Genomic DNA, 20,686 nt, shown 5'->3' with positions numbered 1-20,686 from the left:
TTGTCGTTGGTGCGGGCAAAGCGAGTGTGGCAGCTCCGAGCATGAAAGGGCTGAAGCTGCCACCTATCGTCAGTCCTAGCCGTTGGCCAGGCGCTCGCGAATATTGTCGGCGCGTTCCATGGAGCCCGGGTGTGACGACATCAGGCTGCTTTCGCCGCCGTCGAGATCGGCGAACTTCTGGAAGCCGGTCATCAGCCCCTCGCGCGGGATGCCCCGCTCGGTCAGCAGGTCGAAAGAGAAGTTGTCGGCGTCGCTTTCCTGACTCTGGGAGAACTGGGCGTTGATGAACTGCTCGCTCAGGTCACCCAGTTGGGAGTCCGACAGGGTCGCCATCGCGCTGTTGCCAGATGCCGCCATGGCATCCCGGGCGATCGCGGTGGCGTAGGCCGTCTGCATGCGCTTGCGGCTATGCCCCAGGGCCACGTGGCCGAGTTCGTGGCCCAGTACGCCCTCGATCTCGTTGTCGTTCATCATGTCCATCAGCCCGCTGTAGACACGCACGCAGCCGTTGGCCATGGCCCAGGCGTTGATGTCGTCGGTCATGTAGACCTTGTAGTTGACCGGGGTGCCTTCGATCTGGTGACCCAGGTGGTCGGCAATGCTTTTTAGGCGCTGTGCATACTCAGAGTCGGGCGACGCCAGGACGGATTGGCTGTCCATCTGCTGGCAGCTCTGGTCAGACATGGCCTTGACCTCGGCGTCGCTGATGGTGGCGGCGTTGAAGCCGGCGAGCCCGGTGTTGATCATGCTGTCGGTGGACATGTTCTCGCAGCCGGTCAGCAGGGTGGTGCAGCCAAGCACGGCGACAGAAAGCGTAAGGCGTAGGTTCATGCTCATCATCCTTGATGAAAGAGGGAGTCGGGATGGTTCCTGCAGGACAGGGTCCTGATCGGCGGTTGCGCGCGCAGGATCGCGACGGGAGTTTCTGGAGCGCAAGCTGACCGTGTTCGGAGTTGTAGCACGCGCTATTGCAGCGCAACAAACCTACCCATTTTTCGTGTTTTTCAGACAACACTTTGTCAGCAATATCGTCTTGCTCTCCCTGGCAGTGGGAATAGCGCTATCCACAAACAACGACGGCGCCCCGAGGGGCGCCGTCGTGTTACTACCTGGCCGGGCTTGATCAGTCGTTGAAGCGCTGCAGCACCAGACAGGCATTGGTACCGCCGAAGCCGAAGCTGTTGGACAGTACGCGATCCAGCTTCACGCCATCACGGCGGCTGGTGACGATATCGAAGCCCTGGGCCTCGTCGTCCAGGTCGCTGACGTTGGCCGAGGCGGCGATGAAGTCGTTCTCCATCATCAGCAGCGAGTAGATCGCTTCCTGCACGCCGGTGGCGCCCAGCGAATGCCCGGTCAGAGACTTGGTGGAACTCATCGCCGGGGTGCTGTCGCCGAAGACCTCGCGCACCGCCTTGAGTTCGGCCACATCGCCCACCGGCGTGGAGGTGCCGTGGGTGTTGATGTAGTCGATGTCGCCGTCGACGCTGGCCATGGCCTGGCGCATGCAGCGAATGGCGCCTTCACCTGACGGCGCGACCATGTCCTTGCCGTCGGAGGTTGCGCCGTAGCCGACCACCTCGGCGTAGATCTTGGCGCCGCGAGCCTTGGCGTGCTCGAGCTCTTCAAGCACCAGCATGCCGCCGCCGCCGGCGATGACGAAGCCGTCGCGGCTCTTGTCGTAGGGGCGAGAGGCGGTCTGCGGGTCGTCGTTGTAGCTGGTCGACAGCGCACCCATGGCGTCGAACAGACACGACAGCGTCCAGTGCTCCTCCTCGCCGCCGCCGGCGAATACCACGTCCTGCTTGCCGAGCTGGATCTGTTCCATGGCGGAACCGATACAGTGGGCAGAGGTGGCGCAGGCAGAGGAGATGGAGTAGTTCACGCCCTTGATCTTGAACGGGGTCGCCAGACAGGCCGAGACGGTGCTGCCCATGGTGCGGGTGACCCGGTAGGGGCCCACACGGCGCAGACCCTTCTCGCGCATCACGTCGGCGGCCTCCACCTGGTTGGCGCTGGAGGCGCCGCCGGACCCGGCGATCAAGCCGGTACGTTCGTTGGACACCTGCTCGGGCGTGAGGCCGGAATCCTCGATGGCCTGGGCCATGGAGACATAGGCGTAGGCCGCAGCGTCACCCATGAAGCGGCGCAGCTTGCGGTCCACCAGTTCGTCCAGGTCGATGTCGACCACGCCGGCGACGTGGCTACGGAAGCCACGCTCGGCGTATTCTTCCTTGAAACGAATGCCGGACTGGCCGTTCTTGAGTGCCTCGAGTACCTGTTGCCGGTCATTGCCCAGGCACGACACGATGCCCAGACCGGTGACTACCACTCGTCGCATGGGAGCCTCCTGATCAGAAATTCGCGGTGGAGGTGAACAGGCCGACACGCAGGTCGTTGGCCTGATAGATATCGCGGCCATCGACGGAAACGGTGCCGTCCGCCATGCCCAGAATCAGGCGGCGGGTGATGACGCGCTTGATATTGATGCGGTAGGTGACCTTCTGGGCGTCAGGCATGATCTGCCCGCTGAACTTGACCTCGCCGCAGCCCAGCGCCCGGCCGCGTCCGGGGTGACCGAGCCAACCGAGGTAGAAGCCCACCAGCTGCCACATGGCATCGAGGCCGAGGCAGCCGGGCATGACGGGGTCGCCCGGAAAGTGGCAATCGAAGAACCACAGGTCAGGGCGGATATCGAGCTCGGCGATCAGTTCGCCCTTTCCGTACTCGCCACCCTCTTCGTAAATGCGCGTGATGCGGTCGAGCATCAGCATATTGGGGGCCGGCAGCTGGGCATTGCCCGGGCCGAACAGCTCACCGCGGCTGCAAGCCAGCAGTTCATCGCGATCAAAAGAGTGTTGCTTGGTCACTGGAGCGTTCCGAGAGTCGAAGTGATGTACGCCGCGCACGGCAATCTGCCGCCATGCGGCCTGCCTAGTCTACTGTTCGTGGGGGCTGAATGCACCCCGTGGGCCTTCGATCATGGTCGTGGTAGACAGAAAGTCTGCTTTAACACTACAGATTCGGGGGAAAGCGCCGATAACGACAGCACACTTTTTTCGCGTTCTCTATCGCGGGAGTCCAATTCGACCATGTGGCCTCGGTTATCTTTCAATCGCCCGCTGATCTGGCTCGGGCTCTCGGCGATGTCAGCCGTCCTGTGGCTGCCGAGCGTCTCGCTCAGGCTCGGTGCGCTGTTGCTGATGGCGGTGGCCATGTGGGACGGCTGGCGTCAGGTGAAGCTCGAGCAGCGTCGCTCGCGGTTGACCGAGCAGGTGATGCGACAGTCGGGGGAGGCGGTGATGATCACCGACGACCAGCACCGTATCCAGGCGGTCAACCCGGCGTTTACCGAGCTCTCGGGGTTCGAGCTGTCCGAGGTGGCCGGCCTCAGCGCCAGCAACCTGGCGGCGGCGCGCCATGACAGTGCCTTCTTCGAGCGCTTCTGGCAGGCGCTGATCAGCGCCGGTCGCTGGGAAGGCGAGCTGTGGCAGCGACGCAAGGATGGCAGCGAGTACCCCATGTGGCTGGAGGTCCAGGTGATCACCGACCCCCATGGCCGCGCCGAGCACCATATCGCCACCTTTACCGATATCTCGCTGCGCAAGGCCCGGGAGCAGGACCTCAGGCGGATCGGTCGGGAAGACCCGCTGACCGGCCTGCCCAACCGTTTCCGTCTTCATGAATTGCTGGCCTCGCGTCTGCGTCATCTGCGTGCCGGTGAGTGCCTGGATCTGGCGCTGATCGATATCGATGGTTTCAAGGAGATCAACGACGGCCTCGGTGTCAGCGCCGGTGATCGATTGCTGGCACGTTTCGGCAAGCGCCTGGCCGGGCATGTGGCCGGCGGTGTGGTCGGGCGGCTGGGCGGGGACGAATTCATGGTCCTGCGTACCACTACCTACGACGATCACGAGCGCTGGGTCGAGGGCTTGAGGAGCCATCTGGGGGAGCCGTTCGAGATCGACGGCAGCACCTTGAGGCTCGGCATTACCATCGGCAGCTGTCGTGCCCCGGAAGACGGCAACGATGATGGCGTGCTGTTTCAGCGCATGGAGGCGGCGCTGGCGTCCGCCCGCCGCCATGGCGGTAATTGCTGCCAGCGCTTTCGGCCTGCCCTGGACGTCGGTGACGGTCCCAATCTGACGCTGCTCAATGACCTGCGGGAAGCGCTGGCCCAGGGAGGACAGCTTGAGCTTCACTACCAGCCACAGCATCGCCTCGCCGATGACGCCATGATCGGCATGGAGGCCTTGCTGCGCTGGCGTCATCCCCGCGACGGGATGATCTCCCCGGCGGAGTTCATCCCCCTGGCGGAGCGTCATGGACTGATGGCGCCGCTGGGTGACTGGGTGATTCATCAGGCCTTGACCCAGCTCGCCCACTGGCGCTCGCGGGGGCTATCGCCGCTGCCGGTGTGGATCAACATCTCGGCGATGCAGCTGTTCCAGGGCGACCTGGAGAAGACCCTGGCCACCGGCCGCGCGCGCCATGACGTGGCGTCCCAGTGGCTGGGGCTCGAGCTGACCGAGTCGGTGCTGCTGGACGATCGTGGCGGCGATATCGTGCCGCGCCTGGAGCGATTGCGTGACCTGGGCCATCGCATCGCCCTCGACGACTTCGGTACCGGCTATTCGTCGCTGGGCTATCTCAAGGAGTTGCCGCTGGACAAGCTCAAGCTGGATCGTGCCTTCATCAAGGCGCTGCCGGGTGACAGTGCCGATGCGGCCATCGTCAACGCGGTCACGGCGATGGCCCGAGGGTTGTCACTGGAGATACTGGCCGAGGGCGTCGAAACCGCAGAACAGCGCGACTACTTGCGCCAGGCCGGTTGTGATGAGGTGCAGGGGTACTTCTACGCCCGGCCGATGCCGGCCCACGAGCTCGAAGCCCTGTGGCGGGAAAGCGCTACCCGTCAAGAGGCCAATACCCGTCAGGCGGTGGCCTGATGGCGCCTTCCGCCCTTGTTCAGCCTGAGCGTCGACGCAGGCCGATGCCGATGACCAGGCACAGCGAGGCCCAGATCAGCGCCTGGGTCGGCAGCAGCCAGTCGGCCAGCTCGACGCCCGCCAGTGCCGCGCCGCCCAGATAGGACGAGGGGCCGCCGATCAGGCCGCCGAGGGCGGCGAGCCAGGGGCGCGCCCATAGCCACTCCAGCGAGTGATGAATCAGGGTGGCGAACAGCGGCCACAGCCACAGTAGCCACAACGCCAGCGGACCGAGGCTCGGGTTCTGCGGGTCGAAGCGATAGCCGCCCAACGCCGCCAGTGAGCCATCGATCACGACCCCAGCCAGCAGAAACCCCAGCAACCAGCGCCATTCTCCGGGCTTGGCCAGCCAGCGCAGGTGAGCCACGATCACCGCCAGGGCAATGGCTCCGCCGGCCCAGGCGCCCATCAGCACACAGCCGAACCAGCCCAGCTGGAAGCCCGCCACATTGAGCAGCGAGGCCTGCCAGCGGGGGGGCATCGGTCCCCTGATCACGGCTTGCCGAGCCGAGTTCGCGGCCGCGCATCGGGCTTGGCCAGCAACAGGTGGCAGGTGCTGATGGTGCGCTCCGCGAAACCCGCCTCGCAGTAGCACAGATAGTAGCGCCACATCCGCACAAAACGCTCGTCGTAGCCCAGCTTGCCGACCTGATCGAGGCTCGCCTCGAAACGCTGGCGCCACTCACGCAGGGTACGGGCGTAGTGCGGGCCGATATCATCCAGATCGACAAGGTTCATCGAGGTGTGTTTCGTCAGGTTCTGCAGCAGTACCGTGGGCGATGGCAGAAAACCACCGGGAAAGATGTAGCGCTTGATGAAGTCCATCTCTCTGCGCGCGGCTTCATAGCGCTGATCACGTACGGTGATGGCCTGCAGCAACGCCAGCCCCTGGGGCGCCAGCAACTGGTCCAGGGTCTTGAGGTAGCGCGGCAGGTAGTCGGCGCCGACCGCCTCCACCATCTCCACCGAAATCAGCCGGTCGTAGCGCCCGCTCAGTTCGCGGTAGTCCTTGTTGAGCAGGGTGACCTGGTCCTCGAGTCCCTCCTCGGCCAGGCGGCGAGCGGTATGCTCGTATTGCTCGCGGGAGATGGTGGTGGTGGTCACCCGGCAGCCGCGGGTACGGGCGGCATGGATCGCGAGCCCGCCCCAGCCGGTGCCGATCTCCAGCAGGTGGTGGTGAGGCCTGACGTCCAGCTTGTCGAGCATGACATCGAGCTTGTGCGTCGAGGCCTGCTCGAGGGTAGCCTCCGGGGAGGGGAAGATGGCACTGGAGTACATCCAGTGTTCACGGTCCAGAAAGGTCGCGAACAGGTCATTGCCGATGTCGTAGTGGGCCGCAATATGGCGCCGGGAGCCCTTGCGGGTATTGCGCTGCAGACGCAGCAGCGTGGACAGCAGGGCGCGTCCCAGGCCGGCCAGGCCGCCTTCCACATCGTCATTGACCCGGTCGATGTTGCGCGCAAACAGACGCACCAGTCCGACCAGATCGTCCACGTCCCAGTCACCGTCCATGTAGGCTTCTGCCGCCCCCAGGGTGCCGCCCAGCGCCATGCGCTTCCACACCCGACTGCGGCGTACCACCAGGGTTACGCTCAGTTCCCCCTGTTCCCCAAGCTGATGGCGCTCATGGCCGTCGACAAGGGTGATGCTGCCGTGGCGCAGTTGGCCCAATTGCGCCAGCACCCGAGGCTTGAGCCAGTGGCTGAGCCTGTCGCCGCGTCGGCTGATGGTGACGCCTTGTTCGCTCCTGAGTGTGGTCAAGACGGAGTCTCCTCGGATCTGGATGAGAGGCCTTCGGCCGGCGGTGGGTGATCGTGCAGCGGGACGCCCTTGAGCCACAGCTTGATTGCCTCCCAGTGGATGGCCGCCAGGGTCTTGGTGGCCATCCAGGGTTGCCGCGCAAGGCCGGCGAGCAGCGCCGGTCGGGTAGCCGGCCGGCCTGCCAGGGTCAGGGTGGCATCGAAGTGGCGCTGGCCATCCCGCCAGGTCTCCATATGCATGGCGAGCTCACGCCCTGGGCTGTTGAAGCGCCAGTGGTAGGTCATGCCCATGGGCAGAAAGGGCGATACGTGCAGGTCCTTGTCGAACTCAGCGCGGTGGCTGTGACGCTCGGGGTCTACCGCGGCAGCGTAACGGGTGCGCTCGCGCCAGGGGGTATTGGTGACTTCACCGAGTATCGCGCCCAGACGCTCGCGTCCCTCGGCGTCGGGTTCGTGGTAGAGGTAGTAGAGCGAGATGGGATTGAACGACACCCAAGGAGAGCCAAGTTGGGTCAGCAGGCAGACGCGGCCCTGGGGCGCCTCGCCCAGGCGCTCGCGGACCTCGGCCCGGGCGGCGTCGGCCAGGGTTATCTCGCTGCCCCGTGCCGGCAGGTAATCCTCGCGCCTGAAGCGGGCCAGCGCCGGCCTGCGGGCACTGAAGCCGGGCACCCGGTCGAACAGTTCGGGCAGCTCCTCCAGGTCGAGCCAGGCCATCCATACGCGATAGGCAAACTCGTGGGGTCGCGGCAGAAAGCGCCGATGGCGCAGGGTGCCGCGGTAGATCCGCGAACGCGGCTTGGCGATCATGGTGCCACCGCCTCCAGCCGCTCATGGTCGCTTTCCTCGCAGCCCAGCGCCTTTGCCACCCGCAGCGCGCTCCATACGCCATCCTCGTGAAAGCCGTTGCGCCAGTAGGCGCCACAGAAGTGAGTACGCAGCGCCGCAGAGGAGATCTCGGCATGACGCGCCTGGGCCAGGCTACCCTGGGCCGTGAACTGGGGATGGGCGTAGCGAAAGCGCCCGAGCACCTTGGCCGGGTCGATGCTGTCGGCGTCGTTCAGGGTCACGCAGAAGGTGTGCGGCGCGCTCAGGCGCTGGAGGATATTCATGTCGTAGGTGACCGAGACCCGGTCAGCGTCGCTGCGGCTGTCGAGGCGATAGTTCCAGCTGGCCCAGGCGCGCCGACGGCGCGGCAGCAGGCGAGTATCGGTGTGCAGTACCACCTCGTTGTCGGCGTAGGGCAACGCCGACAGCACCTCGCGTTCGGCGTAGCTGGGGTCATCGAGCAGCCCGAGCGCCTGGTCGGCGTGGCAGGCCAGCACCAGTTGGTCGAAGCGTTCCTCGCCGGCATCGGTGCGCAGCACCACGCCGTCGTGTTCCCGACGAATACCGCGCACCGGCGTCGCCAGGCGGATGGCGTCGGCGTAGGGCGCCACCATGGCATCGATATAGCCGCGCGATCCCCCTTCCACGGTGTACCACTGTGGCCTGTCGTTGACCGACAGCAGCCCATGGTGGTGGAAGAAGCGCAGGAAAAAACGTGTGGGAAAGGCGCGGATATCGGCCAGGCTGGCCGACCAGATGGCGCCCCCCATGGGCAGCAGGTAGTGGCGCTGAAAGTCGTCGCTGAAGCCATGGCCATCGAGATAGTCGCCAAGGGGCATCAGCAGGGCATCGCTGGACGTATCCTGGCCCGGTCGCGCCAGATCGGCGATGGCCAGTCGGTTGAAGCGCAGGATCTCGCCCAGCAGGCGGTAGAACGCAGGGCGCAGCAGGTTGCGACGCTGGGCAAACAGCGAGGTCAGGGTGTGGCCGTTGTACTCGAAGTCGCGGTCGGTGCGATGCACCGAGAAGCTCATCTCGGTGGCCTGAGCGTTCACCCCGAGGTGTGCCAGCAGGCGCTGGAAGTGCGGATAGGTGCGGTCGTTGAAGACGATGAAGCCGGTGTCGATGGCGTAGTCACGTCCGTCCAGGCTGACATCCACGGTAGCGGTGTGTCCCCCCAGCCGGTCGGCGGCCTCGAACAGCGTCACTTGGTGACGCGCGCTCAAGTAGCGGGCGGCGGCCAGGCCGCTGATACCCCCACCGATCACCGCGATGCGCTGGGCCTCGAACGGCGGTTGAAGGCGAGTCATTGGTTGCGTTCCTTGTGGGGGGTGGAAGCGTCATCGTCTTCGCGCCTGACCAGGCGCTTGCCCAGGGCGATCCTCAGCCGCAGGGGCAGGATGCCCATGAACTTGACCAGGTAGGTGAAGCGCCGCGGGAAGTGGATGTCCCGTCGGCGTGCCGACAGTCCTTCGAAGATCGCCTTGGCCGCCTGTTCCGGCGTGACCGCCATGGGCATGGGGAAGTCGTTGCGTTCGGTCAACGGCGTCTTGACGAAGCCGGGGTGGATGACGCTGACGTCGATGCCTTGATGGGCCAGGTCGAGTCGCAGCGACTCGAGAAAGTAGCTCAGTGCCGCCTTGGACGCGCCGTAGGCTTCGGCACGCGGAAGCGCCAGATAGGCCGAGGCACTGGACGTCGCCACGATCTGCGGGCGGGCACCCTGGCATCGGGCCTTGTGCAACAGCGGCAGAGCCACCTCGATGCCATGGATGGTGCCGAAGAAGTTGGGTTCGAAGTTGTCGCGAACCAGAGTGGTGTCGACGCGGCCGCCGTCGAGGTAGACGCAGGTCCCGGCGTTGAAGATCACCATGTCGAGGCCGTCGAAGGCCTCGTCGATGCGTGCGGCGGCCTCCTGCATCGACGCGCGGTCGGTGATGTCGGCGGGGACCGGCATGGCATTCTCGTGATCCTTGGCCAGTCGTTCCAGGCCAGCCTTGCCGCGCGAGGTCAGGGCGACGCGATGGCCATCGTCGAGCAGGCGTCGTGCCAGTGCCTCGCCGATGCCGGAGGTGGCGCCGGTCAGCCAGATGCGCTGAGGGTTGGGGTCGCGTGCCATCTACTGTCGCTCCTTTTGCGGTGCGGCCTTGCTGTCTGAGCTTGCTGTGGGCTCGATTCACGCTCGCTGCGATTCACGCTTGTCGAGACTCACTCTTGTTGTACAAGGTCGGATCAGAATTCTGGGCCTGCTGTCAGCTACGTTTCGGTGCCGTCCATGGTTTCAGCCGACGGTGCGTATATTTACCGAAGGCGCGGGCATCGACCGGCGCTGCCAGCCTCAACCGGCGGCGTGTCGCTTGATGCTGCGTATCACCGCGCCGAGCAACGGCAGGCGCTCGTAGAGCAGCGCACCGGCGTCGAAGTGGTCCTGGTGGTGGACCACCTTGCCGCCGTCCGGTGAGGCGAAGCGCAATACCGAGCAGCCTTCCACGTCGATCTGGCGGCCTTTGCAAAGGCGCCGGTGGCGCAGCGCCATGGTCCAGCACACGAAGCCCCGGTCGCCGTCCCGCAGGCCATGGTGAAAGCGGAAGCGGCAGTCGATCACGTTGGCGTACAGGGCGTCGAAGTCGCGCTTCAGTGCCTCTATGCCTTCCACCCGATGCAAGGGGTCGATAAAGACGATGTCGCTAGAATATATACTGTATAGCTTTTCTGTACAGGTATTGTCTAGTTTGTTGAAGGTGTCGCAGAAGGTCGCCAGCACAGGGTCCTGGATCATGGGGGCTCCTTGTCGGTGTTGTTGTCGTCGGCAGATCGGACTGAGGTGGATCGGGCTGGGGCGGATCAGCAAAGGGACCACAGGATGACGCTGGCTTGTGCCGGGCTATCTCACGCCAGGCCAAGCCAGACAGTGTCCTTATCCCGCGTCCTTCGACAGGCTCTTGAAGGCGTCGAGTGCGCGCTCGCGGGCGGCGCGGTGGTCGACGATGGGGGCGGGGTAGTCGAGGTCGGTGAGCAGATCCCGGGTCGGGGCATGTCGCTTCTTCGGCGCCAGTGACGCAAGCTCCGGCACCCAGCGCGCGATGAATTCGCCTTCGGGATCGAAGCGTTCGGATTGGGTGGTGGGGTTGAAGATGCGGAAGTAGGGCGCGGCGTCGGTACCGGTGGACGCCGCCCACTGCCAGCCGCCGTTGTTGGCGGCGAATTCACCGTCGACCAGGTGCTCGAGAAAGAATCGCTCTCCACGTCGCCAGTCGATCAACAGATGCTTGGACAGGAACATGGCGGTCACCATGCGCAGGCGATTGTGCATCCAGCCGGTAGCGACCAGCTGGCGCATGGCGGCGTCGACCAGCGGATAGCCGGTGCGTCCTTCGCACCAGGCGGCAAAATCCTCGGGGGCATCGCGCCAGTCCAGGGCCTCGGTGTGGCGTTGAAAGGCCCGATGGCGGCATACCCTGGGGAAGCCTGTGGCCACGTGCTGGTAGAACTCTCGCCACACCTGTTCGCTGACCCAGGCGGTCAGGCCGGCGTCGCCGTCGCTCAAGCTACCGTCGTTGATCGCCATCACCGCCTGCATGCACTGACGCCAGGAGATCATGCCCAGCGCCAGATAGGGCGATAGCTCGCTGGTGCCGCGTCTGGCCGGGAAGTCCCGCTGCTCCTTGTAGCGCTTCGCCGGGCTGTCAGGGAAACCTCGCAGAAAGCGCGACAGGCGGTCACTGGCGGCCTCCTCGCCGGCCGGCCAGTGGCGACCATCCACGTTCTTGTCCGGATAGTCGGGGCGCTGGCTGGCGCTGGAGGACAGCTCCAGCGGCGCCTGGCGCTCCGGTGGGTCCAGCACCTCGAGTCGCTCGGCGCTGATGGCCTTGTGCCAGGCCTTGGCGAAGGGGGTGAAGACGCCGTAGTAGTCGCCCTTGCCGGTGAGCAGCTCGCCGGGACTGAAGGCCACGGCGTCGCGCAGGGCACGTGCCTCGAGGCCGCTGTGCTCGGCCTGCGCCAGCACCGCCTGGTCGCGCTTGACCTCATCGAGAGGGTACTCGCGATTGAAATAGAGGGCGTCGGCGCCGAGCTCCTCGGCCAGCGCCATCAGTGCCTGGGGAGCGTCATCGAAGCGCGGCACCTGACGCTGGATCAACGGGATATTGCGCTCGGCCAGGGCTTCGCCCAGGGCCTCGACGCCACGACACAGAAAGTCGAGCTTGTTGTCGCCGTGGCCGTGTTCGCGCCACTGCTGCTCGGCGTGCAGAAAGACCCCGATGACCGGGCCGCGTCGGGCGGCGTGGTAAAGCGCAGTATTGTCGTGAATACGCAGATCGCTGCGAAACCAGACCAGAGTGACAGGCATGGGGAGCTCCCGCGAATCGTGTCGTGGTTAGAGGGGGCATCGCGCCGCGACGGGGATGATCAGGCTGTCTTGTCGTGGCTCAGTGCTGGCGAATCAGCGGCCTCAGCCGGTCCAGCGCCATGGGGATGTCGTCACCGAGCACCTCGATCTGGCTGTCGGCCAGTTCGGCGGCGCGGATGCGTGCCACCGGGCCGCACAGCGCCAGCGGAGTGTCGAGCTGTTCGGCCAGACGAGGCAGCAGTCGACGGACCACGTCGGAGCGTTCGGCCTTGCCGCTGCACAGCACCACCGCACCGGGGCGCAGGCGTTCCAGCGCCAGCGGCAGATCGGTGAACGGCAGCGGCGCATCCATCAGGGCGATGCGGTAGCCGCGTTCACTGGCGGCGAGCGCCAGCATCAGGGTCCATAGCGAACCGTCATCGTCTGGCAGGGTGTCCAGCAGCAGGGTGGAACCACGGGCGGTGCGATTGGCGTGAAACAGGCGAATACCGATGCGCGTGCGCAGGAAGCTCTCCAGGCTGCGTCGCTGCAAGGCCGCACCAAGCTGCCCTTCCCAGCGTTCCTCAAGCTCCTGGACCACCGGCTGCCATAGCTCACTGATGCAGGTGCCGACCGGGTAAAGGGCCAGGGACTGCTGATACAGGCCGTCCAGATGATCCATGTCGAGGGCATCCACCGCGCCCAGCATCTGGCGGCGCTGCGAGGTCCAGTCGCCGGCGGCGGGCGGTGCCGTCTCGGCGGGCTCGGGCTGGGTCAACAGATCCTTGACCTGACTGACCGGGACTCCGCGGTTGAGCCATTGCAGAATACGCTCGACCCGCTCGATGTCTTCCCGAGCGTAGAGGCGATGCCCCTTGGGCGTGCGGCGCGGCTCGATCAGTCCGTAGCGCCTCTCCCAGGCACGCAGGGTCACCGAATTGACCCCGGTGAGCCGCGACACTTCGCGGATGGGGTAGAGAGGAGATTCGGTGGGGGGCGCCGTATGACTCATGAGGGCCTCGATGCGTGTCCTGGTGCGATTGTGAAGGCGCAAGCTGCGCCCTGTCCCTGGAAGTTGTCGATGGCGTAGGTGACTCGACGTTTCCGTAGCTGTACAGACGCTACAAAGTGTACAACAGTTTTACCGCTTTTCGCTCACGCTGATTGAACGTCTAGGCTTAGTCTGAAAAGTCGGCGAGCGAAGGTTAGACAAGGCAAAAATCGGTGAGACAGCGCAGTTTACGGGGTGTAAATGAGCATGTTGATCCGATTTTTAACGCCGTATTACCGAGCGTAGGCACTTTTCAGACAAGCCCTAGGGGGCTGATCAGGGGGCGGGTGACAGCGTCTCGCCGACCTGGTCGGCCACTGCGCTTGCCAGCGCCTCGACGAACACGGGGTGTTCTCCTACCGGCGCCAGCAGCGTCAGCTCGAGCCCCGGGTGTTCGCTGCGCAGGGCGTCGATCTGGGCAGGCACATCCTTGCGCAGATGACGACCGGCGGCGAAGAACAGCGGCAGCACCTCGATGCGGGTAGCACCGGCTGCGCTCAGTTCGGCCACGGTGGACTCCAGCGACGGCTCGCACAGCTCCATGTAGGACAGCCGGATCGGCGTGCCAAGGCGTGGCGCCAGGGCGTCGCGGAAGTGCTCGAAGGGCGCCCGCCAGTTGGGATCGCTGGAGCCGTGTGCAAGTAGTACCAGTGCGTATGACATGTTCGGTTTCCTGATGACCTGAAAATGGGTAAGCCTGTGACTGGCGCCCGCTTCAGGCGTCGGTGGCAGTACGATGCAGGGCCTCGGCGACGTGCACGCCCGACAGCCAGGCATCCTCGATACGTCCGCCGCGCAGACCGTCACCGGCCAGTGCCAGGCCATCCTCGCCGAGACGGTGATCGGGCGCCGCCAGCGTAAGGTCCGCGGTGGCGTAGCGCCAGCGATGGGCACCGCTGGCCGTGATCTGGGGCAGAGAGGAACCTGTCGGCAACCGGGTTGCGAGGGCCTTCTGCAGGGCTGCCGTCAGCCTGCTGGCCACGTCCTCGGCGTCGTCCTCGAGATGGCGCTGACTCCATTCGTCCCGGGCCAGCAGCGAAAGCGTCTCGCTCTGGTGCTCGCGCCCGGGCTTGCGATTGTGGCGAACCGCCAGGCGCAGCGGCCCCTGGTCAAAGCGTACCACTGGCCAGTCGGCGTCGATGCCCTCGAGCGTCAGCGCTGTGTCGAAGCGCACCCAGGCACTCCAGCAGGGCAGCATGCGGATCTCACGACAGGCCTTCGCCAGCGCCTCGTCGTGGGGGCGCAGCAGGGGTTCGGCCTGGGCCGCCGGCGCGGTCACCACCACCCGGTCGAAGGGGCCGTAGCTGTCGCCCTGCGGGTCCTCTAGCCACCAGCCGTCCAGGCGATCGGTCAAGCGGGTGACGCGAGTCGCCGCAAACAGCTCATGGGGGGCGGCCAGGTGGCGGGTGATGGCGCTCATGCGTGGAGTGCCGCAGTAACGATGTTGATCGTCGCCTTCCTCATGCCAGGCGCCCGAGGCGTCGACCCGATAGCTGGAGGGCGGCCAGGGCGTGGCCACCCCTGCGGCTTCCCAGCGGTCGACCTCGGCGGCGAAGGCAGCGTCACGCACGCTGAAGTATTGAGCACCCAGGTCGAGGGATTCGTCTCCCTCCCGGCGAGAACTGGCGCGCCCACCGGGTCCTCGGCCCTTGTCGAACAGCACCGCACGGTGACCGTGTCGGCGGAGCTGGCCGGCGCAAGCCAGGCCGCTGAACCCCGCTCCAATGATGGCGACCTGCAGCATCGACGGAAGCCCTCCTCGAGTCTGTGGTGTCAGTATCTTGGATGTAGCGTATAAGTGATGTACAACTTGAGTCAAATGAAGTCCTAGGCTCTGTCCGAAAAGTCGACGAGCGAAGGTTAGACAAGGCAAAAATCGGTGAGAAAGCGCAGTTTACGGGGTGTAAATGAGCATTTTGACCGGGCTGGCGCACCAGCCGATTTTTAACGCCGTATTACCGAGCGCAGGCACTTTTCAGACAAGCCGTAGACCGGCCAGCGCACAACCGACTAGGCTGGAATCAGGCTGGTCGCACGCTGCGGTGGTCGCTGCCGTCAAAGAGGGCCGACGGTATGTGGTCGGGGCCAGGGATCGTTGTGTATTGCGAGAGGACAAGCTATGCGAGTACTGATCACCGGTGGCAGTGGCTTTGTGGGCCAGCGTCTGTGTCGACGCCTGGTGGACGCCGGTCACCGCGTACAGGTGGTCTCCCGCTCACCGGCGCAGGCGGCGAAGGTGCTTCCCGAGGGAGCGGATGTACGGGTCAGCGCGCTGGACTTCGTCGACGCGCCGCCCGGGGTGCTGGTCAACCTGGCAGGCGAGCCCATCGCCGACAAGCGCTGGAGTGACACCCAGAAGGAAAGACTTATCGATTCGCGCATCAACGCCACCAGGGAACTGGTGATGCTGTGCGAACAGCTGTCGCAGACCGCCAAGGCCCCCAGGGTGCTGGTCAGTGGTTCGGCCATGGGCTTCTACGGCGATCAGGGCGGGGGCGAGGATGCGCCGCCGGTAACCGAGCAGACAGCGCCCCATGATGAATTTGCCCACCGCCTGTGCAAGCGCTGGGAACAGGCCGCCGCTGGAGTGAAGGACTTCGGCGTGCGCCTGGCGATCCTGCGCACCGGCCTGGTGCTGGATGAAGGCGGCGGCATGCTCAAGAAGCTGCTGCCACCGTTCAAGCTGGGGCTGGGGGGGCGGCTCGGCAAGGGCGATCAGTACATGCCCTGGATCCATCGCGAGGATCTGGTGGAAATGATCCTATGGTTGATCGAGAAGGAGCACCTGAGCGGGCCCTTCAACGGCAGTGCCCCGGAGCCCGTCACCAACCGCGAGTTCACCGAAGCGATCGGGCGTCACCTGAAGCGCCCGACGCCCTTTCCGGTGCCGGCGATGGTGCTGGAGACCGCCTTCGGCGAGATGTCGCGGCTACTGCTGACCGGCGCGCGCATGGTGCCGCAGCGCTTCGAGGAAGAGGGCTTCAGCTTTCGCTACCCGACCCTGGACAAGGCGCTGGACGACATTCTTTAAGACGGCGCGAGTTCCGCTGTTCGACACCGGCGGTCGCTACTGCCGGTCAATACCCCAGGCGACTCACGTTACGCCAAGGCCTTGCACCGGACACATCTCGCAAACAGCAGGAGCCCCGCGCTGTCGGTCGCAGCGCGGGGCCGCCATATCCGAGACGATCCTTAGGCGCTGTCGTCGTCGATGGTCACGATTACACGCACGGCGTCCAGGCGCAGGCGGGTGCCTTCGATGGCCTGGTCCAGCGCCTGGCGCTCGTCGCGCAGGGCGGTGATCTCGTCCTCGCGTACCGACGGGTTGCGCTGTGCCAGGGCCTCGAGTCGGGTCAGCTCGTTGTCCAGCGTCTGGCGCATGCGCACCTGGGCGGCCTCGACAATCGTCGGCAGCTCACGCTGGGCCTCGGCCTCGGCGCTGTCGAGCAGGTCGCGCAGCTGGTCGTGACGACTCTTGATCAGGTCCCGCGCCACCGCCTTCTTGACCTTCTTGAGGTTCTTCGAAAGACCGGTGAAAGACACCTTGTCGGTGAGGTTGGCGCCGGACTCGTCGAGCAGCACCCGCACCGCGGTGGGCGGCAGGAAGCGATTGAGGTGCAGGCGCTTCGGTGCCGGACAATGGGTGCGGAACACCAGCTCCGCCATCAGCCGGCCGGCAGGGATCGCCGGATGCTTGAGCAGGGCAAGGGCGGTGTTGCCCATGTTGCCGTCGAGGATGCGGCCCATCATCTCGCGCAGCAGCGGATGTTCCCAGGACAGCCGCTGGACGTCGTCCCGGGCCAGCGCGCGGGAGCGCGAGGTGGTCACGGTGAAGCCTTCCTCACCCTTCACCAGCCCTGGCAGGCCGTCGAGCATGTGCGAGCCCGGTGACAGCAGGGTCAGGTCGTTGCCAAGTTCGCGACTGTCGACGCCGAAGATGTCCAGCGCCTGGTCGAGGTAGCGTGGCAGGGCGCGGTCCTCGTCGAGTTCGACGATCCCCTGCTTGACCGACTCGACCCGCTCGGGACGGCAGGCGTTGAGCTCCAGCAGGCGATTGCGACCGGCGTCGCGTTCCGCCAGCTTGGCGTCGAACAGCGCGCGGGTCTCGCCGATGACTTCTTCCAGGGCCTCGTCGTCGAGCAGGCTCTCGGCCAGGTCGTCGCCGAAGGCGTCGAACAGGTCATTGCCGATACCGTGCGGCGCACTGAAGGCGTCCATCCCCTCCTGATACCAGCGCAGCAGTTTCTCGCCGGGGCTGCCTTCGAACACCGGCACATGGATCTCGATGGCGTGGCGCTGGCCGATGCGGTCGAGACGGCCGATGCGCTGCTCGAGCTGATCCGGGTGCAGCGGCAGGTCGAACATCACCAGATGACGACAGAACTGGAAGTTGCGGCCTTCGGAGCCGATCTCGGAGCACACCAGTACCTGGCAGCCGTCCTCGTCATCGGCGAAGGCGGCGGCGGCGCGGTCGCGCTCGACCAGCGACAGGTCCTCGTGGAACACCGGTGCCTGTACCCCGCCGAGCACGCGCAGGCCGTCAGACAGCCCCTGGGCGGTCTCGCGATCGTGGGCGATCACCAGCACCTTGTCGTCGCCCATCTCGGTCAGCCGTTCAAGCAGCCAGGTTACCCGGGGGTCGAACTGCCACCAGGGTTCGGCGTTGAGCGGATCCTCGGTCAGGGCGCTGTACATGCCGTCCAGATAGACCATCACTTCGGGGTGGTCGAGGCCAGTCTCGATCAGCAGCTCGTCGAGGTAGTCCTCGTCCCGCCCCAGGCGACGCAGCACTCGGCGATAGGACGACGGCAGCTCCAGCTTGTCGACGTGCAGGCGACGTTCAGGGAAGCCGCCGACGTGGCGACGGCTGTTGCGGAACATCACGCGGCCGGTGCCGTGGCGGTCGAGCAGCTGGTCTCGCAGCTGGGCGCTGGCCTGCTGGTGCTGTTCCAGGCTGCATTCGGGGTTGGACAGGGTCGCCAGCAGCGCCTGGCTGTCGCCGTCGTCGGCGACCGCGCCGATGGTGTCCCGGGCGCCGGCATCCAGCGGCCCGTCGACATCGCCCAGGGCGTCGATGGCCTCGGCCACCGCCACATAGCCCTGCTCTTCGGCGCGGAAGGCCTCCAGGTCCGAGTAGCGCTCGCGATCGAGCAGGCGCAGCCTGGCAAAGTGGCTGGCCAGCCCCATCTGTTCCGGCGTCGCGGTCAGCAGCAGCACGCCGTCGGTGGCGCCGGCCAGGCGCTCGACGCAGGCGTAGCCGGGGCCGACCTCGTCCTCGCTCCACTCCAGGTGGTGGGCTTCGTCGACGATCAGCAGGTCCCACTCGCAGGCTTCGGCCTGTTGCTGACGGTGGGTGTTGGCGAACAGCCAGTCCTGGCTTGCCAGCACCAGTTGGCCGGCCTCGAAGGGGTTGGTGTCACCATGGGCCTGGCTCTGCTGTTCGTCGAGCAGGGTCACCGACAGCGAGAAGCGTCGCAGCAATTCCACCAGCCACTGGTGAGTCAGGCTCGCCGGCACCAGGATCAGCGCCCGCTCGACGCGTCCGGTCAGCAGCAGGCGATGCAGGATCAGTCCGGCTTCGATGGTCTTGCCGAGGCCGACTTCATCGGCCAGCAGCACGCGAGGCGCCTGACGCGAGGAGACCTCGTCGGCGATGTACAGCTGATGGGGGATCAGATCGATGCGTGGGCCGGCCAGACCCAGCGCCGGGTTCTGCTCGATGCGATGGTAGTGATGCAGGGTGCGAAAGCGCAGGTCGAACCAGTCGTTGCGATCGACCTGGCCGGTCAGCAGACGATCCCGGGCCTGGTCGAACTGCATGCTGTCGGCCAGCCGGGCCTCCGGCAGTTCGCACAGCTCGCCCTTGTCGTCTTCGCCGATATAGACGATCAGGCCATCGATTTCCTTGGTGTCGTCCACCGTCATCTGCCAGCCCTCGGCGGACTGGATGCGATCACCACTGCCGAAGGCGACTCGGGTCAACGGGGCAAGACGGGTACTGTAGGTGCGGGTTTCCTGGCTGGCGCCGAAGAGCACGGTGACGCTGCGCGCGTCGCAGTTCAGGATAGTGCCCAGGCCGAGTTCGGCCTCGCCGTCGCTGATCCAGCGCTGGCCGGGAGAGAAGTCGCTCATGATGCCTCGGGAGATGCGTCGTTACGGTTCGTGGTCGCGGGCCAGGCCCGCCGCCGACAGGGCGCGGTATCTTACAGCAATCTTCAGTCTGGCTTAAGCGCCATCGTCATGCCCGTGATCAGATGTCGCATGGCGGCTGAAACCTTCGCATCGAGGCGTTCCCGAAACGCCCCCGCGCTTGCCGCCGTGCCCGGGCCAGCGATGAGCTTGGCCGTGAGGTGGCGGATTCAGGCTACGTCAGTGCAGGAAAAGACAGGTTGGGCGGGCCGAGGCGGGGTGTCCCCCTCGGCCCTGAGACTGCGGGTGCGGTTCACCTGCAGTATGTGCTCAGGTTGGCAAAGTTTCAGCGCGCCAGCCAGTCGTCCAGCAGAGGCAGGGTCAGCTCCCCCACATGGCGCTCGAGCAGCTTCCCTTCGGCGTCGAACAGCAGTGTCGTGGGTAGCCCGGGAGATTGACTCGCGGCCAGCAGTTGCTGGCGCGGGTCGAGCAGGGGGTAGCGAAAGTCCAGGCCGGCCTCGTCCAGGTAGCGCGCGACCTGAACCAGCGGCTCGCCCTGATTGGCCACGACCACGGTGACGTCGTCGCGTTGGTCGATGTCGGCCAGCAACGGCATCTCGCGCCGGCAAGGCGGGCACCAGGTGGCCCATAGATTGATGATCAGCGGCTTGCCGGTGGGGCCGCCTGCCAGCGAGGCCAGTTCGATGGGGGCGCCATCGACGTCTTCCAGGGTCAGCTCTGGCACGCGTTGCGGCGCCGGACTTGCCGACAGCGGCGCCCAGCTGACCAGCGCCAGCCAGGCAAGCGAGGCGACCAGCGTCAGACCCAGGGCACCGAGCAGGGCGCCGAGGCGATCACGCAGTGACCACAGGGTCCACAGGGCGGCGGCGACCAGCCCCCAGACCCCGCTGTAGCCGGGTAGCCACAGCTTGATGATATCCAGCCAGTTGTCCTGATAGGCGGCCCAGTGCGGCAGCACGTGCCCGAGCCGAGCGCCGACCAGCCAAGCCAGCATCAGGCCGTTGAACCAGCGACCGTGGCGGCGGCGGGGCAGGCCCAGCAGGAAGGCGCTGGCGGCCAGCAGCAACAGGGTGACGACGAGGGCGTAGAGACGCGGCAGGCTCACTAGCACCGGTCCGATGGCGATGGCATCCATGGATGGGGCGAACTCCATTGGGGAAACGCGAAAGCACGAAAATGCGCAGGCGAGCAGGTACACTTGGTGGGCTCGATCCGGCAAGGCTACTGCGCCCGATGCGCGCTGTCATCTCGAGCCGCCTGCCGGGCCATCGGTTTTCGAGCCATCTCTCTGATTCAGGATCTGTGATGTCACCACCCAAGACCTTCGACCCCCTGCGCGCCCTGGCCATCGGCAGCCAGGCCCTCGGCTTCGTGATGATCTTTGTGCTCGGCACCACCCTGGACCACCCGCGCCCGTGGCAGGGGCTCACCTTGGGGCTGATGCTGGTGGTGGCGCTGGTAGTAGCGATCGTCCGGCGCTACCGCAACAACCGCCTGCAGAAGTTCCGTGACGAACGGCGCCAGCGGCTGTTGGGTGATGACGAGGGTGACGAAGAAGCGGGAGACGGCGAGGGTCGCGATTGAT

General features: G+C 65.7%; 18 protein-coding genes. 3 read left to right on the top strand and 15 right to left on the bottom strand.

The genetic code is table 11. The features are described from left to right. Positions 1–75: 75 nt before the first annotated feature. The 3 genes from KUV74_RS19145 to fabA all read right to left on the bottom strand — a co-directional run bounded on the left by KUV74_RS19145 (position 76) and on the right by fabA (position 2,870). Positions 76–831: a M48 family metalloprotease gene (locus KUV74_RS19145; RefSeq protein ID WP_222517130.1), complete on the bottom strand. Its 756-nt coding sequence runs from the start codon at positions 829–831 to the stop codon at positions 76–78. Positions 832–1,123: 292 nt separating this feature from the next. Next, the gene (gene fabB, locus KUV74_RS19140) at positions 1,124–2,341 is read right to left on the bottom strand and encodes a beta-ketoacyl-ACP synthase I (protein ID WP_045990828.1); all 1,218 of its coding nucleotides are present in this window, start codon (positions 2,339–2,341) and stop codon (positions 1,124–1,126) included. Positions 2,342–2,354: 13 nt separating this feature from the next. Beyond that, positions 2,355–2,870, bottom strand: a complete 516-nt coding sequence (gene fabA, locus KUV74_RS19135) for a 3-hydroxyacyl-[acyl-carrier-protein] dehydratase FabA (RefSeq protein WP_045990827.1) — start codon at positions 2,868–2,870, stop codon at positions 2,355–2,357. A gap of 222 nt (positions 2,871–3,092) precedes the next feature. On the opposite strand from fabA, the gene KUV74_RS19130 reads away from it, so the two are divergent. Beyond that, a complete protein-coding gene (locus KUV74_RS19130) occupies positions 3,093–4,949 on the top strand; it encodes a putative bifunctional diguanylate cyclase/phosphodiesterase (RefSeq protein ID WP_045990826.1) in 1,857 nt (618 codons plus the stop codon). Positions 4,950–4,968: 19 nt separating this feature from the next. On the opposite strand, the gene KUV74_RS19125 is transcribed toward KUV74_RS19130, so the two are convergent. The 10 genes from KUV74_RS19125 to KUV74_RS19080 all read right to left on the bottom strand — a co-directional run bounded on the left by KUV74_RS19125 (position 4,969) and on the right by KUV74_RS19080 (position 14,695). Beyond that, a complete protein-coding gene (locus KUV74_RS19125) occupies positions 4,969–5,469 on the bottom strand; it encodes a DUF2878 family protein (protein WP_045990825.1) in 501 nt (166 codons plus the stop codon). A gap of 11 nt (positions 5,470–5,480) precedes the next feature. Continuing rightward, a complete protein-coding gene (locus KUV74_RS19120; RefSeq protein ID WP_045990824.1) occupies positions 5,481–6,749 on the bottom strand; it encodes an SAM-dependent methyltransferase in 1,269 nt (422 codons plus the stop codon). Next, positions 6,746–7,555, bottom strand: a complete 810-nt coding sequence (locus KUV74_RS19115) for a DUF1365 domain-containing protein (protein ID WP_222517129.1) — start codon at positions 7,553–7,555, stop codon at positions 6,746–6,748. Before KUV74_RS19115 ends, KUV74_RS19120 begins: the two co-directional genes overlap by 4 nt. Next, positions 7,552–8,883 (bottom strand): NAD(P)/FAD-dependent oxidoreductase, encoded by a 1,332-nt coding sequence (locus KUV74_RS19110; RefSeq protein WP_222517128.1) that lies wholly within the window; start codon positions 8,881–8,883, stop codon positions 7,552–7,554. Before KUV74_RS19110 ends, KUV74_RS19115 begins: the two co-directional genes overlap by 4 nt. Next, positions 8,880–9,692, bottom strand: coding sequence for an SDR family NAD(P)-dependent oxidoreductase (locus KUV74_RS19105; protein ID WP_222517127.1), 813 nt, complete (start codon positions 9,690–9,692; stop codon positions 8,880–8,882). Before KUV74_RS19105 ends, KUV74_RS19110 begins: the two co-directional genes overlap by 4 nt. A 219-nt stretch (positions 9,693–9,911) precedes the next feature. Further along, positions 9,912–10,352: a nuclear transport factor 2 family protein gene (locus KUV74_RS19100; RefSeq protein ID WP_108133436.1), complete on the bottom strand. Its 441-nt coding sequence runs from the start codon at positions 10,350–10,352 to the stop codon at positions 9,912–9,914. A gap of 138 nt (positions 10,353–10,490) precedes the next feature. Further along, on the bottom strand, positions 10,491–11,921 hold the full coding sequence (phrB, locus tag KUV74_RS19095; RefSeq protein WP_222517126.1) for a deoxyribodipyrimidine photo-lyase: 1,431 nt from the start codon (positions 11,919–11,921) through the stop codon (positions 10,491–10,493). Between the two features lie 79 nt (positions 11,922–12,000). Continuing rightward, positions 12,001–12,912 (bottom strand): MerR family transcriptional regulator, encoded by a 912-nt coding sequence (locus KUV74_RS19090; protein ID WP_045990818.1) that lies wholly within the window; start codon positions 12,910–12,912, stop codon positions 12,001–12,003. Positions 12,913–13,227: 315 nt separating this feature from the next. Continuing rightward, entirely contained in the window at positions 13,228–13,614 is a 387-nt protein-coding gene (locus KUV74_RS19085; protein ID WP_108449193.1) for a sirohydrochlorin chelatase, read from the bottom strand. Between the two features lie 52 nt (positions 13,615–13,666). Beyond that, a complete protein-coding gene (locus KUV74_RS19080) occupies positions 13,667–14,695 on the bottom strand; it encodes an NAD(P)/FAD-dependent oxidoreductase (protein ID WP_108449194.1) in 1,029 nt (342 codons plus the stop codon). A 375-nt stretch (positions 14,696–15,070) separates the two neighbouring features. Between KUV74_RS19080 and KUV74_RS19075 the strand changes: the two genes are divergently transcribed. Further along, positions 15,071–15,982 carry a TIGR01777 family oxidoreductase gene (locus tag KUV74_RS19075; protein ID WP_124805177.1) on the top strand — a complete coding sequence of 304 codons (912 nt, stop codon included), beginning with the start codon at positions 15,071–15,073 and terminating at the stop codon, positions 15,980–15,982. A gap of 161 nt (positions 15,983–16,143) precedes the next feature. Here KUV74_RS19075 and rapA read toward each other — a convergent pair whose 3' ends face one another. Both rapA and KUV74_RS19065 read right to left on the bottom strand, forming a co-directional pair. Then, a complete protein-coding gene (gene rapA / locus KUV74_RS19070; protein WP_222517125.1) occupies positions 16,144–19,083 on the bottom strand; it encodes an RNA polymerase-associated protein RapA in 2,940 nt (979 codons plus the stop codon). 343 nt (positions 19,084–19,426) lie between these two features. Then, positions 19,427–20,236 carry a TlpA family protein disulfide reductase gene (locus KUV74_RS19065; RefSeq protein ID WP_108133442.1) on the bottom strand — a complete coding sequence of 270 codons (810 nt, stop codon included), beginning with the start codon at positions 20,234–20,236 and terminating at the stop codon, positions 19,427–19,429. A 170-nt stretch (positions 20,237–20,406) separates the two neighbouring features. Here KUV74_RS19065 and KUV74_RS19060 point away from each other — a divergent pair, with 170 nt between their 5' ends. After that, on the top strand, positions 20,407–20,685 hold the full coding sequence (locus tag KUV74_RS19060) for a hypothetical protein (RefSeq protein WP_222517124.1): 279 nt from the start codon (positions 20,407–20,409) through the stop codon (positions 20,683–20,685). Position 20,686: the final 1 nt, after the last annotated feature.

Source organism: Halomonas sp. DP1Y21-3 (assembly GCF_019801245.1).
Taxonomy (GTDB): domain Bacteria; phylum Pseudomonadota; class Gammaproteobacteria; order Pseudomonadales; family Halomonadaceae; genus Halomonas; species Halomonas litopenaei.
Note: the sequence above shows the minus strand (reverse complement) of the source record. Positions and strands in the feature narration are given on the sequence as shown.

Bases quoted from the DNA above. Each gene is read 5' to 3' on its own strand.
- KUV74_RS19060 (WP_222517124.1), top strand. From the start codon at position 20,407: ATGTCACCACCCAAGACCTTCGACCCCCTGCGCGCCCTGGCCATCGGC.
- KUV74_RS19100 (WP_108133436.1), bottom strand. From the start codon at position 10,352: ATGATCCAGGACCCTGTGCTGGCGACCTTCTGCGACACCTTCAACAAA.
- KUV74_RS19125 (WP_045990825.1), bottom strand. From the start codon at position 5,469: ATGCCCCCCCGCTGGCAGGCCTCGCTGCTCAATGTGGCGGGCTTCCAG.
- KUV74_RS19065 (WP_108133442.1), bottom strand. From the start codon at position 20,236: ATGGATGCCATCGCCATCGGACCGGTGCTAGTGAGCCTGCCGCGTCTC.
- fabB (WP_045990828.1), bottom strand. From the start codon at position 2,341: ATGCGACGAGTGGTAGTCACCGGTCTGGGCATCGTGTCGTGCCTGGGC.
- rapA (WP_222517125.1), bottom strand. From the start codon at position 19,083: ATGAGCGACTTCTCTCCCGGCCAGCGCTGGATCAGCGACGGCGAGGCC.
- phrB (WP_222517126.1), bottom strand. From the start codon at position 11,921: ATGCCTGTCACTCTGGTCTGGTTTCGCAGCGATCTGCGTATTCACGAC.
- KUV74_RS19075 (WP_124805177.1), top strand. From the start codon at position 15,071: ATGCGAGTACTGATCACCGGTGGCAGTGGCTTTGTGGGCCAGCGTCTG.
- KUV74_RS19105 (WP_222517127.1), bottom strand. From the start codon at position 9,692: ATGGCACGCGACCCCAACCCTCAGCGCATCTGGCTGACCGGCGCCACC.
- KUV74_RS19090 (WP_045990818.1), bottom strand. From the start codon at position 12,912: ATGAGTCATACGGCGCCCCCCACCGAATCTCCTCTCTACCCCATCCGC.
- KUV74_RS19115 (WP_222517129.1), bottom strand. From the start codon at position 7,555: ATGATCGCCAAGCCGCGTTCGCGGATCTACCGCGGCACCCTGCGCCAT.
- KUV74_RS19080 (WP_108449194.1), bottom strand. From the start codon at position 14,695: ATGCTGCAGGTCGCCATCATTGGAGCGGGGTTCAGCGGCCTGGCTTGC.
- KUV74_RS19110 (WP_222517128.1), bottom strand. From the start codon at position 8,883: ATGACTCGCCTTCAACCGCCGTTCGAGGCCCAGCGCATCGCGGTGATC.
- KUV74_RS19085 (WP_108449193.1), bottom strand. From the start codon at position 13,614: ATGTCATACGCACTGGTACTACTTGCACACGGCTCCAGCGATCCCAAC.
- KUV74_RS19145 (WP_222517130.1), bottom strand. From the start codon at position 831: ATGAACCTACGCCTTACGCTTTCTGTCGCCGTGCTTGGCTGCACCACC.
- KUV74_RS19130 (WP_045990826.1), top strand. From the start codon at position 3,093: ATGTGGCCTCGGTTATCTTTCAATCGCCCGCTGATCTGGCTCGGGCTC.